Annotated in this window: 13 protein-coding genes; 1 reads left to right on the top strand and 12 read right to left on the bottom strand. The window is 49.4% G+C overall.

Annotated elements, in window-relative coordinates; translation table 11 throughout:
• Positions 1 to 68 precede the first annotated feature (68 nt).
• The 11 genes from GQR42_RS08390 to GQR42_RS08435 all read right to left on the bottom strand — a co-directional run bounded on the left by GQR42_RS08390 (position 69) and on the right by GQR42_RS08435 (position 11,734).
• A complete protein-coding gene (locus GQR42_RS08390) occupies positions 69 to 2,303 on the bottom strand; it encodes a M6 family metalloprotease domain-containing protein (protein WP_158199616.1) in 2,235 nt (744 codons plus the stop codon).
• A 63-nt stretch (positions 2,304 to 2,366) separates the two neighbouring features.
• On the bottom strand, positions 2,367 to 2,690 hold the full coding sequence (locus tag GQR42_RS08395) for a hypothetical protein (protein WP_079208491.1): 324 nt from the start codon (positions 2,688 to 2,690) through the stop codon (positions 2,367 to 2,369).
• 72 nt (positions 2,691 to 2,762) lie between these two features.
• On the bottom strand, positions 2,763 to 3,875 hold the full coding sequence (locus GQR42_RS08400; RefSeq protein WP_158199617.1) for a cyanophycinase: 1,113 nt from the start codon (positions 3,873 to 3,875) through the stop codon (positions 2,763 to 2,765).
• A gap of 60 nt (positions 3,876 to 3,935) precedes the next feature.
• Positions 3,936 to 4,931, bottom strand: coding sequence for a DUF2278 family protein (locus GQR42_RS08405; RefSeq protein WP_158199618.1), 996 nt, complete (start codon positions 4,929 to 4,931; stop codon positions 3,936 to 3,938).
• 384 nt (positions 4,932 to 5,315) lie between these two features.
• On the bottom strand, positions 5,316 to 7,121 hold the full coding sequence (locus GQR42_RS08410) for a S8 family serine peptidase (protein ID WP_158199619.1): 1,806 nt from the start codon (positions 7,119 to 7,121) through the stop codon (positions 5,316 to 5,318).
• A gap of 222 nt (positions 7,122 to 7,343) precedes the next feature.
• Positions 7,344 to 8,159 carry a hypothetical protein gene (locus GQR42_RS08415; RefSeq protein ID WP_158199620.1) on the bottom strand — a complete coding sequence of 272 codons (816 nt, stop codon included), beginning with the start codon at positions 8,157 to 8,159 and terminating at the stop codon, positions 7,344 to 7,346.
• A 13-nt stretch (positions 8,160 to 8,172) separates the two neighbouring features.
• Positions 8,173 to 8,724, bottom strand: coding sequence for a hypothetical protein (locus GQR42_RS08420; RefSeq protein WP_158199621.1), 552 nt, complete (start codon positions 8,722 to 8,724; stop codon positions 8,173 to 8,175).
• 37 nt (positions 8,725 to 8,761) lie between these two features.
• Positions 8,762 to 9,217, bottom strand: coding sequence for a hypothetical protein (locus tag GQR42_RS28525; protein WP_233271327.1), 456 nt, complete (start codon positions 9,215 to 9,217; stop codon positions 8,762 to 8,764).
• On the bottom strand, positions 9,204 to 10,607 hold the full coding sequence (locus GQR42_RS08425; protein WP_233271328.1) for an alpha-amylase family glycosyl hydrolase: 1,404 nt from the start codon (positions 10,605 to 10,607) through the stop codon (positions 9,204 to 9,206). The genes GQR42_RS28525 and GQR42_RS08425 overlap by 14 nt, the downstream gene beginning before the upstream one ends.
• Positions 10,608 to 11,043: 436 nt before the next feature.
• The gene (locus GQR42_RS28530; protein ID WP_233271329.1) at positions 11,044 to 11,241 is read right to left on the bottom strand and encodes a hypothetical protein; all 198 of its coding nucleotides are present in this window, start codon (positions 11,239 to 11,241) and stop codon (positions 11,044 to 11,046) included.
• 133 nt (positions 11,242 to 11,374) lie between these two features.
• Positions 11,375 to 11,734 (bottom strand): CopG family transcriptional regulator, encoded by a 360-nt coding sequence (locus GQR42_RS08435; protein ID WP_002757532.1) that lies wholly within the window; start codon positions 11,732 to 11,734, stop codon positions 11,375 to 11,377.
• A gap of 144 nt (positions 11,735 to 11,878) precedes the next feature.
• Between GQR42_RS08435 and GQR42_RS08440 the strand changes: the two genes are divergently transcribed.
• The gene (locus GQR42_RS08440) at positions 11,879 to 12,481 is read left to right on the top strand and encodes a heme-binding protein (protein ID WP_158199622.1); all 603 of its coding nucleotides are present in this window, start codon (positions 11,879 to 11,881) and stop codon (positions 12,479 to 12,481) included.
• A gap of 2 nt (positions 12,482 to 12,483) precedes the next feature.
• On the opposite strand, the gene GQR42_RS08445 is transcribed toward GQR42_RS08440, so the two are convergent.
• Complete coding sequence (locus GQR42_RS08445; RefSeq protein ID WP_158199623.1) at positions 12,484 to 12,954, bottom strand: DUF29 domain-containing protein; 471 nt, start codon at positions 12,952 to 12,954, stop codon at positions 12,484 to 12,486.
• Positions 12,955 to 13,004: the final 50 nt, after the last annotated feature.

Below are 13,004 nucleotides of genomic sequence, written 5' to 3' on the forward strand. Positions count from 1 at the left end.
CGGGCTTCAGAATTGCGCTCGCATCTTGCCCTCCGAAGAAGCGAGCGCGAGATTTCAAGGAGACATCCTCAATACATCAACTGTAACGACCATTTCTCTAGTTTGCCCGTATCCAGCCGCTGCAGGTCTTTGACCCGTAAGGACCAGTTGCCTTGAATCTGTTGCCCGACCAAGGCTTCTAGGGCAGGAGTAGATGTCCGGTCGTAGGTCATCTTCAGATCGTCTTTACTGCCGCCTGACATATTATGTAGGGTGACACTCTGACCAGAGGGAGCCACAATTTCCACCAGTAAGTCGCCAATGTAAGTGTGGGGGATGACTACCCCTACAGAGATATCCTTGAGGGTTCCTGACTGGGCAATTGCGATGGCGCTGCTGATTCCTGTGGGAGTATTGTCGGGAATTGACAGGTTCGGACTCACTTCACCTCGGGCAACTTGCCCCGCTGACTCGTACTCAATTTCGATGTTCCAGCGATTGAGCCGGCCGATGTCACGGGAGGCCAAATCTCGCACCTTCAAGAGCCAATCTCCCGCAATCAATTCGCCGTTCAAAGCCGACAATGCAGTCGTGGAGCTTGAACTGTAGGTCTGTTGTAAATCTCGACGAGAGCCACCAGCACGGTCGTGGAGCAGGACTTTCTTGCCAGACGGGGACTGCAACTCCACTTGCAGGTCGCCAATGTAGGTGTGGGTGATGTCTACGCCGACAGACAGGCTTTTGACTTTACCAGCTTGGCTGATGGCGATCGCACTGCTAATTCCTTCAGGCTTGTTATCGGGAATGAGCAGGTCAGCAGTGACCGCTCCTGTCACCACGTTGGCGGGGACTAGCGAACCCACCTTGAGGCGGATCACCTCACCGGGTTCTGAGATATCGGCAAGAGCCAGCCCTGAATCAGAGCTATCCCAGCCCCGGGTCGAAGGGGTTGTGGCGTAAGACAAGGCCACGCCATCCACTCGTTTAAACAGATCGGTGCTATCTCCTTGGTTGCGATTGCTTTCGAGATCCAGATGCCCGTCTGCTTGAAGCAAGCCACATTGGTAGTGGCGCTCGCGGGTTCCCCCCTGCCACTCGTTCGACCCCAGAGTATCGCAGTGATAGACCGCCAGTCCGCTATCGGGGAGGTAGGCATCTAGGCCGCGTTGAGTGCGGTTTTCGATGATGAAGTATTCATTAGCCCGATGGGTTTCATATTTCATCAGGGTGCCGTAGTCCCCCTGTTTGGACTCATAGACACCGGGAGAGTTCAAGCGGACTTGGCGATCACACCACCCGACCAGAGCTCGCAAGTAACCGCAGATGGAAGCGGGGGTGCGGCCGTTGTTGAGGTGGTTGCCAGCGGACATCAGGCAGTAATACCCCATGCCAGCACTCTTCTCAAAATCGCCATCCCGAGAGCCGTAGTCGTATAAGTCTGGGAAGCGGCAGAGAAGGTGGCCGCTTTCATGGCAAAAGGTGCCGATGCTCAGGTCAACTCGCTGGCGGCCTAAGCTCTGGATCGTGTAGTAGCGAACTTTGATGCCGTTGTAGGTCAGGTTCAGTTCTGAGTTATGGGGCCAGAGGTCGCCTTCATAAACGGTGCGCCCGGCATACATGAAGCTCAGTGCATCGACGATGCCTTCACCGCGAGAGTCAAATTGAGACAGATCGATACCCAGTTGGTTGACCACTTTATCGAGGGCTTCCCGACAGAGGAGGTTCTGGACGTAGTAGCGATGGTTCTGGCTCAGTTTAATCGGCCCCACCACCACATTCGAGTAGTCCAATTTGCCGTTGGACATCAGGTGGTAGTATTCGCGCACCGAGCAGAAGTTGCCGTTTTCTCGATAGTTGGGGGCGTTTAACATCGCCTCCACGTCGGCGGCGGTAACTGCACTGGTGAGGTCGGCAAATTCAACCAGCACCGTTAAGCCGCGAATGTGTCCCTCACTGACGCGCCGCCCTTCCAGCAGCCCATTGTTAGGTCCGAGAGTCCTGGCCACGTTAGCAGCCGCACCGGGTTGTGGCGGTCGCAGGTCGGCATAGCGCCCTTCAAACTTTTCGTTGCGAATAGTTTCCGCTTCTTTCAGTCCCCGCCGGATGTCTGAGGGCGGGCGCTTGGAGATGGGAACGCCGCTGGAGGCAAATCGCCCACTCAGTAAGACGGCATAGCAGTAGAGTCCGCGCTCTGGATCGTAAACGGCGGTGTAACCATCCTTGGTTTCATAACGGGCATAGAATTCATCCCCGAAGACGACCAGTTCCACGTCGGGTCCATTGTCTTGTTGGAAGATTAGGGTTTCTCCAAATATGGCACTCATAATTTACTCCTTGTGTTGAGTTTAAATTTTCTCGAAAATCCAAAATCCAAAACGCCATGAGAATCACGATTGAGAAGGCAAGTCGGTATGAGACGGTCTCAGTTGGGTGTAACGCCGGGCAAATTTCTCCCGCCGGATGGGTTCAGCTTCCTCGAGGTGCGGCTGTAGTCCTGGCGATGGCGGTGCTGAGATGGGAATGCCACTGGAAGCAAATTCACCCTCGCACAAGATGGCGTAGCCATATTGCCCCAGTTTGTCGTCGTAGATGACGGTATAACCGTCCTTGGTTTCGCGACGGGAATAGAACTCGTCACCGAAGACCACTAGCTCGACTTCAGGACCGTTTTCCTGGGGGAAGGTTAAGGTTTCTCCAAAGATGGCACTCATGGTTGACTCCTGATTTGAATGGGCGCGGATATCTTCTGAACCTGAAAGGGAGTTTCGCTCCCGTCGCTCAATTCAGCCACGATAGGGATTGCTAGAAGATATGCGTCCCCGCTTGACGCTGACTTGGTAATAATCGGTTGCGGGAATGTTTTTCAGGTCAAAGGTTTGACCATTTCTGACTCGCCAAACGCGGTAATTTGAGAAACTAAGAGGCTTATTTCGCTCGCAGACTTCCGGTTGGTGGTCGCCGAGAATTAAATAAGCTGAACCGTCCCGCTCGTTGGCCATGACCTGAGCCATCCCTTGTTGATTAATTACCAAGGACGTTCCTTCATCGATGCCGATGGCTAGGGCGCGAGGGGTGATACCATCTCTGAGCAAGCGAGCCACAAAGGCCATCGCTCGACCCATGCGATCATCCTGGTAGAAGTGGGTATCGACAATGGTTCCCTTGAGCGCCAGCCATTGGAATAAGTTGTCAGTAAAGAGGATATCTTCATAGGGATCGGCCAGGGCATCATCAGAGATAACGGCATCCGAGCAAGCATTGAAAATCCACTCCCCCTGAATCATCGCCCCCGCGCTAGTTCCCCCGATCGCACCGCCTCTGGCCTGAACTGACTCAATGGCAGTTTCAATCGCCGTTCCTTTAAAGTTGCGGGCATATTTGCATTGATCGCCCCCAGCGAGAAAGACGACTTCGGCCTTCTCAATCGCCTCAGAGACATCGGGCTGTTCAGCCTCTTGGCGGGCGGGATTGGTAAAGACATAAGTTTCGATGGAGTCTAATCCTTGCAGCCGCTGTTGGGGGTCGAGCAAGAGGGAATGATATTTGAGGTAATCGTTTTTAATGTCAGGTTGTTTTTTTGACCGATCCCAGGCTTCCTGATCTTCGTCCGTCAGAAAGCGAAGCACGACTAGATCGACAGTTTTTGAGCAGTCCTGACAGCCTCGAACCTGGTCGATCGCCCATTGGATGGCTCGATCAACATCCGTCCCGCCGCCACCCAGGTCGTAAACCGGACCGACCAATGGCGGATTCACATCTTGACTATTGCCATTTGATTGATGCCAGACTTCAGCCCGGGCGGGGGCCGGGAAAAGCAGCAGCAGGCAACAGAAAACAACAGCCAAGGACATCAATTTTGATTTGGCGGGGAAAAGCTCTAGTACAGGTATCTTCATGGAAAGTTGACCTCCTCCTCAATCTAGGTTTAGGGACTTTCTTAAAGCCAAAAGTCAGGTTTAGAACAGGAGCGTCCATCCCTGCTTCTGAGCTTGTTCCTTGGTATAGGAAACCCCATGAACTTTGATGCTCCGAGCATTTAGCAGCGTGATGATGCCTCCCTCGTTGGACAGTTGTGCGTCCGCCCCGCTCAGTGGTACCGTCACGATGCCTCCTGCTTTGAGGCGGATGTCTTGTAAGCGAGACTTGCGTTTCTGCTTGTCTGCCAATGCCCAGCCTTTGAGATCGACAGCATCTGGCGAAACATTGATCAGTGTCACCGACTCCTTGCCTGGATCTGCTCCCAGGGGATTCACCAGTGCCGCCAGAATCCTCACGGCTGCCTCAACTGGAACCTCTGTAATCGCATCGCCCGTGCGATCATCGGTATGGAAAGATTGGGACTGGAACGCAAGAAAGATGCCGATCCATTGGTTGCGCGAGGGGAAATGAATCAGCAGTGCGCCATCCTGATAAACGCCGTTATCCTTTTGGAATCTGCCCACACTGCCCTGATTCATGTGGAGGTCGTGAATACCGCTGCCGGGGACAAAATCAAAGTATTGGTCGGGGTTTGTCGGTTCCGGCCCCCAAGAGGCTCCGAAGGCGTACAAAATCGCATCTTCAGCTTGAATAGCCCGCTGAAGGTACAAGTCAATCAACTCTTTCAAGTCATTGCCAGGTCCTGGAACGTCCGGGGGCAGTGGCTTCAAGTCTTCGGGACGGAACAAATTCCCGCGAATAAAATCCAGAGCCACACCTCCGGGTTGGCTTTCCAGTTTGTGGAATCCTAAACTGAAGTTCGCTAACTGATTTAAGATTGGGTGTTGAAAGGCATCATTGACTAGATACAGCAAATCCGAAGGGCTTTCTTGGGATTTGACGTTGATGGCGATGCGGTGTTTTTGAAGCCCATCGCTTACCAAAACCTGATAATGGGGCGAAGGATCGGTCTGGGGATCGATTTTGCGTTCCAAAGCCCGACATTTTAATACTCCATAGGTTGCTAGAGACATTTTCTCAATACCTCTCTTTTCTATTTATTTAGGGTTTGCTGAATAAATCTAAAAACCTTGTTGGGTAAAACTTTTAGACCTTTTGGCCATCAAAAAGTAATGGATCTGGGAGTGATCGGGGGAAAAATTCCTGGACTTTTTCCCTGAAAATTAGGTAATTGACCCCCTCAAAATCGGTAAAACCCTACACCCCACACCCCACACCCTACACCCTGCCCCCAGGAAAAACTTTTTCAGCAAACCCTATTTAGTCATAGCGATCGCCAAAGGCACTGCTTCCCAGGGCGCACTCCTGAATCTGACAGGTTGGTTTTGGAGATTTGGGGAGAGTAGCGATCGCTTGCTCTTGTAGGCCAGGTTGAACCTTGTGTAGTCTTTGCCGCCTTATCTAGCGACTTTCCCCTGGGTTACTTCTAGGACACTGGTTATTAATCCCACCACACCAAGAGTGATCGACCCAATCCCTAGGAATGTGACAGCAGGATCTCCAATGTATCCAGGAGCATCAATGGGTACGCCACACTTGATACAAAAAATCCACTTTGGCGTAATCATCAAACCTCCGATAATGATGATCCATGCCCAAGCTAAATAGCGAATAAGGTCAGGGAATCGGAGCGATACTTGTGTGGCACGGTTCAGGGCGCGCAAGACGTTGATGCGTCCATAGCCCATCTCCTGATTCCAGGTGCCGTTAGGATAGCCTGGCGTTTTCGCATAGGGTACTACCCCAACTTTGTCAGCCGTGCCCTCGATAATGTTGCGAACCTGAACGTTCGTCAGCCCAGGATTGACACTGAGGAGTAAGGCGACCAAGCCGGCAACGTGTGGTGTGGCTGCCGATGTCCCATTGAATGCCAAGTAATAATTGCCTGCCGCACCACTGTCTGTGTTGTAGCCATGGCTGCCTTGGCGGTCAGTCGTAGGAATGTGTACCCCAGGTGCAACCACCGATATTTGTGGCCCGTAATTTGATCCCCATTCTTCTCCATCTGGACTATCTGGAGTCTTGCGATTATCTACTTCATCAGACGCACCGCAGGCTATCACCAGAGGGTTCGTAGCCGGGTATGTGATCGCTCCATTGTGGTTGTGGGTTGCTACGCACATTACCAGCCCGTTATCGTAGGCGTTCTGGATGGCGGGATCGATAATGGCCGGCTCCCAAGCATTCCAACCAAAGCTCATGCTAATAACATCGGCGCCATTAGCTGTAGCGTAGTTGATGCCGGCAGCAACCTCGGTGTCCGACCAGGTAGAGAAGGCCAGCGGCATGATCCGACAGTTACCCGCGACTCCGGCGATCCCCTCGGCGTTGTTATCGCCTGCGGCTGCGATACCGGCACAGGCAGTTCCATGATTGTCAGTGGGACTACCGTCTGGCATCATAGTACCGAGATTGATGCCAGGGGTAGAAAATTGAAGATCGGGATGGGTGAGATCGCAGCCCGTATCCAGGACACAGATTACAACTGTATTTTTGCCCGTAGAGATGTCCCAACCAGTTGAGCCAGCACCACCGGCCTGAATTTGAGTCATGTCCCACTGCTGGGCAAATAGAGGATCGTTGGGGATAAACGCTGTCGGCACGACCATCGGCATACTCTCGAACTGAAGTTCCTGCACGAGTTGCGGTTCGGCATCCAGCAGTTGGTTGCGGATGTCGAAAGAGGATGCTGCTAGAGGATCGTCGAGGACAAAGTAGCGGTATTCTCCTAAATACCTTGATTTCTCAGTAACTTCGCTCAAACCGTACCGGCTCAGCAGTGCCGCCAGCTCTCCTCCTGTTTGGCTGGCTGTTGGCGTGGGTTTGACTAGAAGCACGTTGGGTAATGGACAGACAAATGCCCTCAGCCCCTCTTCATTTTCCAGTCGATACACAGGGCCAACCCAGTCCAGATTATCTCTGAAAGACTCTTGGACTCGCTCGACGATGTCTTCGGGTAAAGCTGTGGCGGCTGAACTGCGCATCCAATAACGGAATTCTGTATTGTTGATGACTTGGCTTTGACTTGTATCGGCAGCCCGTGCCGTTTCTCCTCCTTCGGGAACCAAACCTAGTTCTGAGACTGTTGACGACACAGCCAACTCTCTGGCTGGTCTTTCTTTGAAAGCCAACACTAGACGGGTCGGATCGAGAATTAAAGTGACACCCGGTCTTGGATTTAATTGTTGTGGATAGGTACTCATTATTTTTACCTCCTTCTTGTTCGCCAGTAGCACTTCTGTTTGTACTTATTAGCGCCGTCTCAGAGTAGGGCGACCTTACCGCCGAAACCTGCCCTAATTCAACTTCAGCCAACTGCACGGGGTTCAAATTTTCTGAACGAAACCCTCTACGTTTATTCTCAAAATTCGAGAACCTCTTTTGTTCATGGGTTTCGTCTTTTTTTGAAGCTCCTCATAGCAAGATTATACTTTAGACCCTTCAGCCATTTTTTCCTTAATTGCACCAGTATCTATTTCACAATTTGGTAAGGCATTCTGGATTTGTCTTAACCCTCCTTCACTTATTTTTGTATCCCAGAGATATAAAATCTTCAGGCTTTTTAATTTGATTAAAGTTTTAACACTGAGATCAGTTATCTCAAGGATTTTATCAAAAGTGGAACAAGCAATATATAGCTCTTGAAGATTATTTAAAGTTTCAAGATACTGAATTTCTGAGTCATTTTTATCCCAAGCATAGACGATTTCAAGTTTAGGAAAATGCTGCACGTACTCTAGGGATAAAGTTGACATAACCCCTAAATAACGTAGCTCTGATAATCCCTTTAATTGTTCAAGTCCCTTAACCGTAACCAGACTAATCCCATTCAAATTAAGAAACTGAAGTTTCTTTAAATTGAGCAGATACGGCAATCCTGTATCGGTAATTTTGGCGAAATTGCCCAAATCTAAATGTTCTAGATTGACCAATGGCGTGAGATAAAGGAGTCCATTGTCTGTAATCCTCGATGCTTCTGATGCTGCTGGGGCATGAAAGCTTAAACGTTTTAGGTTGACTAACCTTGACAGATAAGCAAGTCGAGCATCTGTCATTTGAGCCAGTTCCAGTTCTATCAAAGTAGTAAGTTTTGACAAAGATTCTAACCCTGTATCAATCACTGTACAGTGGTGTCCCCAACGAACCTTAACAGCATTTCCATGCTCATCTACTTCAACCGATGCGTAAAGCGATCTTAGGTATTCTATGGCTTGAGCTTGCCCCAGTTGAGATGTTGACATGGTAAAACCCTCCTTACAAAGCAAAAGTTATTAACGGTCTCCTTGACTTTCTGTCTGAGAGCTTTGTAGTTGTTCTTAGATGGATAATCGTTCCGATGCTGACGTTGCCACCAGCTTTTATAAACAGCCTTCCATCAGCTACCCCTGATTCTACAAAGTTTAGTCCTGGATTGCCGGCGAAATTTTGGTTGATATGCCACTTTGTTGTTCCTTGTGGATTTTCAAAGCTAATTAATTCTTCCGAGATTCCTTGCGCTCGAATTGCCAGAGGATTCCTCGTCCTTGTCGTTCCGATGCCAACTTTGCCAGATTGAGCGACATATAGTTTGGTTTCCGCCCCCCGGATTTCTCCATCTGCGCCATAAGCAATCTTGAATTGCTCGTCATCATCCATGCCAGCCATCCAGGAATTATTTCCTGTCTCACTGTTCTTGAATCGAAGGTAAACCTCATTACCTGAGCCACTTTGAAGAAGCGCAGAAACGTCGCCACTGGAACGGGTAAACGTGGCAACTGTTTCTATGTTGCCTATTACTGCAAGATTGTCATTAATTGTCTGAGTCATAATATCCTCCTGGATTAAATTGCTTGTTCCTTCTCAACTATTCAAAAATCACCAACCCTGATGCCGGAACGGTAATCAACACCGCTTTCCCATTCCGTGCTTCAACAGTCACCGACTGACCCACCTGCGCTACATCTGTCGAGTAGATGCACTTCAATACATCCCTGGTTTGGTGCAGTTCATTGTCGAGGGTCACCCAAGCCGTTTTGGGCTGGTCATAATCGGTGTTAATCGCCAGTAGCACCTCCTGGCCGTTGAAAATCCGTGACCAAGGCACCATCGATCGCAGTTGTCGATTCACCATCTCCGGCAAGCTGAAGCGGACTCCATCATCGGGTGCTGAAATCGGGCGCAGGTATTGGCGACCACGACGCAGGACGATGTTTTGTCGGCGGATTTCTAGAACTTTAGCGAGTTCTTGGTAAACCCGATTGTCTTCATTGAAGAAATGCAGCCCTCGCGTCCGAAACGCCCCAAATTCACCGCCGAACATCGACTCCCGGATGTAGCGATCGCTTCCTCCGCGCCCATCGAAACATTGTTCGCTGCCGTAGTAGATGCAGGGAATGCCCAAGGTTAAAGCATTCAAGGCTAAAACATTCAGCACTACTTTCGAGGCATGGGCATCGGCACAGAAACGAGCTTTCTGATTGCCTTTGCGTACCTGAATCGTGGTCGTCAAAGGAAGTCACCACCTTATTGCAGAACCAGAGGTGAGAGCCTTTGTTGACCAACTCCGAGTTGCGGAACAGGCTGAAATAGTCGTTCGGATTGCGGTATCCCTTGACCAAGTATTCCAACTTATCGGGTATATCATCAATTCCTAGCGCCGCACTGAGTCCAGTTAATTCCAGGGTTTCGTAGGCTCGTTTGCGCCCGCCGGTAATCTCGCCCAGCAGGAAGAAATTTTCCTTGCCAATGCTTTGGCTGAACTCGCGCATCACTGAGACAAAGTAGCGAGTTGCGCCAATGTCCATGTGCTTGACCGTATCGATGCGGAAACCATCGATGTCAGCGTAGGCGATCCAGTATTTGTAGGCTTCACACAAATGGCGCAGGGCATCAGATACTTGGTAATCATCAGCAGCACCGTACCCGTGATGAATGTCTTTCAGGTCAAAGAAGTCCCCCTCGCGGAATTCGGGGTTGTAGTCCCAATTTTTGATGTATCCTTTACGGGTAAAGGCATTGGGGTCTTGGAATTCAGCAGGAAATATTGCCCCCTCATAATCGGGCAGATTTTGCGGATTGGCTTTGACAAAGGGAATGGTAGGATTGCCCTGTCTGTCGTTGAAGCCATCAACCGAGTAAGTATTGCCAGTCCAAGGGGGATTGCGCTCTCCCGAATATGAAAAGACGTTGCCCGCATGGTTCAAAATGATGTCCAGAATCACATAGATGCCATTGGCATGGGCAATTCGCACCACTTCCCGCAAGTCTTCGCAGCTGCCAAAGTGGGGTTCTACCTCCAGAAAATTCTGGATGCCGTAGCCGTGATAAGTTTCCCGAAACCGAACCTGTTTAAAAATAGGGCTAATCCAGAGCGACGTCACCCCCAATCGTTTCAGATAGCCGATTTTGCTCTCTAACCCCTTGAGCGTCCCTCCCACATATTTGACTGCTGCTTCGCGCCAGCGGGCTGCATCCGCCTCGGTTTTCACGGCATTTTCCGCACCAGCCGGACTGTAGGGTGGGGTTGTCCCGCTCCGGACTAAATTCCCCTCGTTGTCCTTGTACCCGTTTTCACGACCATCGGAGAAGCGATCGAGCATCAAGAAATAGAACGTTTGGTCTTCCCAGGTGATCGGCGACGGGAACAATCCCCCTGCCGGTGATAGGGATGCAAAATTCAGTTCGCTTAAGCGTTGAACGGTTGTCGTCATGGGATTTTTCCTCTCAATCTTTCAAACTACTCATCCTGTCCGCCGCTCTTTTAATTCCTACTTAAAAAGCTTTTTTCTAGGCATGAGGTCGTTGGCTTATTCCCTCCTTGTTGACCGTCTTCATGTATATTTTTTGACTTTTTGATGTTCTTCTTCTAGGGTAAAGTGAAAGTATAGTAAAGTGCAGTTAAATTTTCAAAACTTAATTTTTCCTAGCCTGTCCACTCACTTATTTTTAACAAAAGTTAAGGACTCCCTCTCAAATAGTTTTTGGTAAGTTCGATTCTTTCTTTTGGCTTCCTGGTATCTTTTGAAGCTACACTTTCAGCGATACCGATCTGAAGCAATTCTCTTAAGATCGAATAATCGCAAAATCGGCGCTGCTATTTCCCGTTATCAACCCATCGACCGCCCGAAAATGCTTGTCATAGCTAAATCAAGCCAGATTATATTGTAGAGCGGTCGCCGCAATCCACATATCGTTAGTCGCAATCGGATTGCCCTTTTTCCTCAAGTAATAATAAACTCTAGAGTAATATTCGGCGGTATCGCAATCGATCGCAAAACAGTTAATTTTGGATATTTCCAAAAATTGCTTAAGTTTCCTTCGGTTATATTCTTCTCTAGAAGTCAACGCAAAACCACCATAAATTCTCCTAAAATTACACTATTTAAACCGATTAAAGGCGTGTTTCTAATAACCTCAAATGTTTCAAAAATATTACGTTTAAAAGTGGTATAAGCGTTGGTATCCAGTAGAATCGGTCTTAGCTCCGCAAACTTTCCTCAACTGCTCGAAAGGCTTCTGTATTTTGTAAAAAATCCATCTCATCCGCCTCTGTCCAAGTTCCAGCTAATTGAGATAATAAAGTCTGATCGGAATCGGCATTATTTGTTTCTGAATCCTGCAATAAAAATTTGATCAGTTTCAACTTTTCATGTCTCGATAAATTATGTAATTGCGATAATAAATTTTGGTTTTCGAGACCGTTGACAGGGCTTATGTGCCAATCTATTGCACGTCGGATGATCTCGGCCTCGCTGAGTCCCGTTCGTCGAGCGCTCTCTTTTAGTAAATTATCCTGTTCGGCTTCGATATAAATTTGCTTGCGGATTTTGCTGACCATAGCCGAATTTGATTATTTATATACATTACATTATACATTACTAGAACTATTGTCGCGGTAAAATAAGGAGGCGCGTTTCGATAACGGGATGTCAACGGAAGTGAACTCGTCCCACAATAGAGATGTCCCCGCGACCGATCGATCATGAAATTACATCATCTGTTAATTCCCCTCGGCTTTATCGCCTTAGCCGCCCTTGCGATCGGGGTCTATCAAGCTTCCAGCGCTCCCCTACCCGCAGGATTTCCGACCCCGACTCCGAACGGACGGATCGAGGTGAAGAACTATCCCGCCTATCGCGCCGCTACTTACCGCTATCGGGGTCAACTTTCCGAGGCGGCGAACCGGTCGTTTTATCCCCTGTACCAACACATCAGTTCCAACGAGATCTCGATGACCGCACCCGTTGAAACCCGTTACCCCGCAGACACGGGAGCGACATCGGGAGAGGCCGAAGTTTCCTTTCTCTACCGCGACACCGACACTTACCCGAAAGAGGTGGCCGATAATATTCGGATTGAGGATGTACCACCCATGACGGTGGTGAGCTTGGGATTACAGGGAGGTTACGATTTTGACAGTTACCAACAGGGATTGACCCGACTGAAAGAATGGCTGGCCGAACATCCGAGCTACCGGGCGATCAGTTCCCCCCGTCGCTTTTTCTATGATGGTCCCTACGTTCCCGATCCCCTGAAACGGAGTGAAATTCAAATACCCGTCGAGGCGGTATCGTCGAATCATTGAACTCATGGCCAATCCTGACTGGTATCGCAGAGGAAATGGTCGGCCATGATGTCCTCGAAGGTGAAAAGACAGTGAGAGGGAAAAGTCCGTATCGGTAAATCCGTGTCTCGCAAAGCCAAATCGACTCCGGCCTCGAAAGCATCGGATAAAGCCGTCGGTATCCGGGATAAACTAGGATTGCCCTGTAGATGCCGTCTGATCGCTCGTCTCTGTTCTCTAATCGTCAAAAACCAACTACGAGAACGTTTATCTGGCTGATATTCCCATTTGAGAAGATGTCCTACCAAAACGGTCAGACGGCTCACCAGTTCTCGATATTCTTGTTTACCCAAGGAAATGATTTCCTCCCGTAAGTTTTGCCAGTCCAGTGCTTCTACCTGTCGGTTGGCTAGAACGTTCGCTTGTAGCTCTGTCCAGCCGTAGAAGTCGGATTCATACAGGGCATTCGCTCGATCTGACCTATTGGAACTCATATCTGACCATATTTGTACTGGAACTAGAATAGGAGGATTAACATTTTGAT

This window comes from Microcystis aeruginosa FD4, from assembly GCF_009792235.1.
GTDB classification, from domain to species: Bacteria; Cyanobacteriota; Cyanobacteriia; order Cyanobacteriales; family Microcystaceae; genus Microcystis; species Microcystis viridis.

Excerpts from the sequence above, each read along its gene's own strand:
- GQR42_RS28525 (WP_233271327.1), bottom strand. The coding sequence starts at position 9,217 with ATGTTCGGCGGTGAATTTGGGGCGTTTCGGACGCGAGGGCTGCATTTC.
- GQR42_RS08420 (WP_158199621.1), bottom strand. The coding sequence starts at position 8,724 with ATGACTCAGACAATTAATGACAATCTTGCAGTAATAGGCAACATAGAA.
- GQR42_RS08410 (WP_158199619.1), bottom strand. The coding sequence starts at position 7,121 with ATGAGTACCTATCCACAACAATTAAATCCAAGACCGGGTGTCACTTTA.
- GQR42_RS08390 (WP_158199616.1), bottom strand. The coding sequence starts at position 2,303 with ATGAGTGCCATATTTGGAGAAACCCTAATCTTCCAACAAGACAATGGA.
- GQR42_RS08425 (WP_233271328.1), bottom strand. The coding sequence starts at position 10,607 with ATGACGACAACCGTTCAACGCTTAAGCGAACTGAATTTTGCATCCCTA.
- GQR42_RS08415 (WP_158199620.1), bottom strand. The coding sequence starts at position 8,159 with ATGTCAACATCTCAACTGGGGCAAGCTCAAGCCATAGAATACCTAAGA.
- GQR42_RS08400 (WP_158199617.1), bottom strand. The coding sequence starts at position 3,875 with ATGAAGATACCTGTACTAGAGCTTTTCCCCGCCAAATCAAAATTGATG.
- GQR42_RS08445 (WP_158199623.1), bottom strand. The coding sequence starts at position 12,954 with ATGAGTTCCAATAGGTCAGATCGAGCGAATGCCCTGTATGAATCCGAC.
- GQR42_RS08395 (WP_079208491.1), bottom strand. The coding sequence starts at position 2,690 with ATGAGTGCCATCTTTGGAGAAACCTTAACCTTCCCCCAGGAAAACGGT.
- GQR42_RS08405 (WP_158199618.1), bottom strand. The coding sequence starts at position 4,931 with ATGTCTCTAGCAACCTATGGAGTATTAAAATGTCGGGCTTTGGAACGC.
- GQR42_RS08435 (WP_002757532.1), bottom strand. The coding sequence starts at position 11,734 with ATGGTCAGCAAAATCCGCAAGCAAATTTATATCGAAGCCGAACAGGAT.
- GQR42_RS08440 (WP_158199622.1), top strand. The coding sequence starts at position 11,879 with ATGAAATTACATCATCTGTTAATTCCCCTCGGCTTTATCGCCTTAGCC.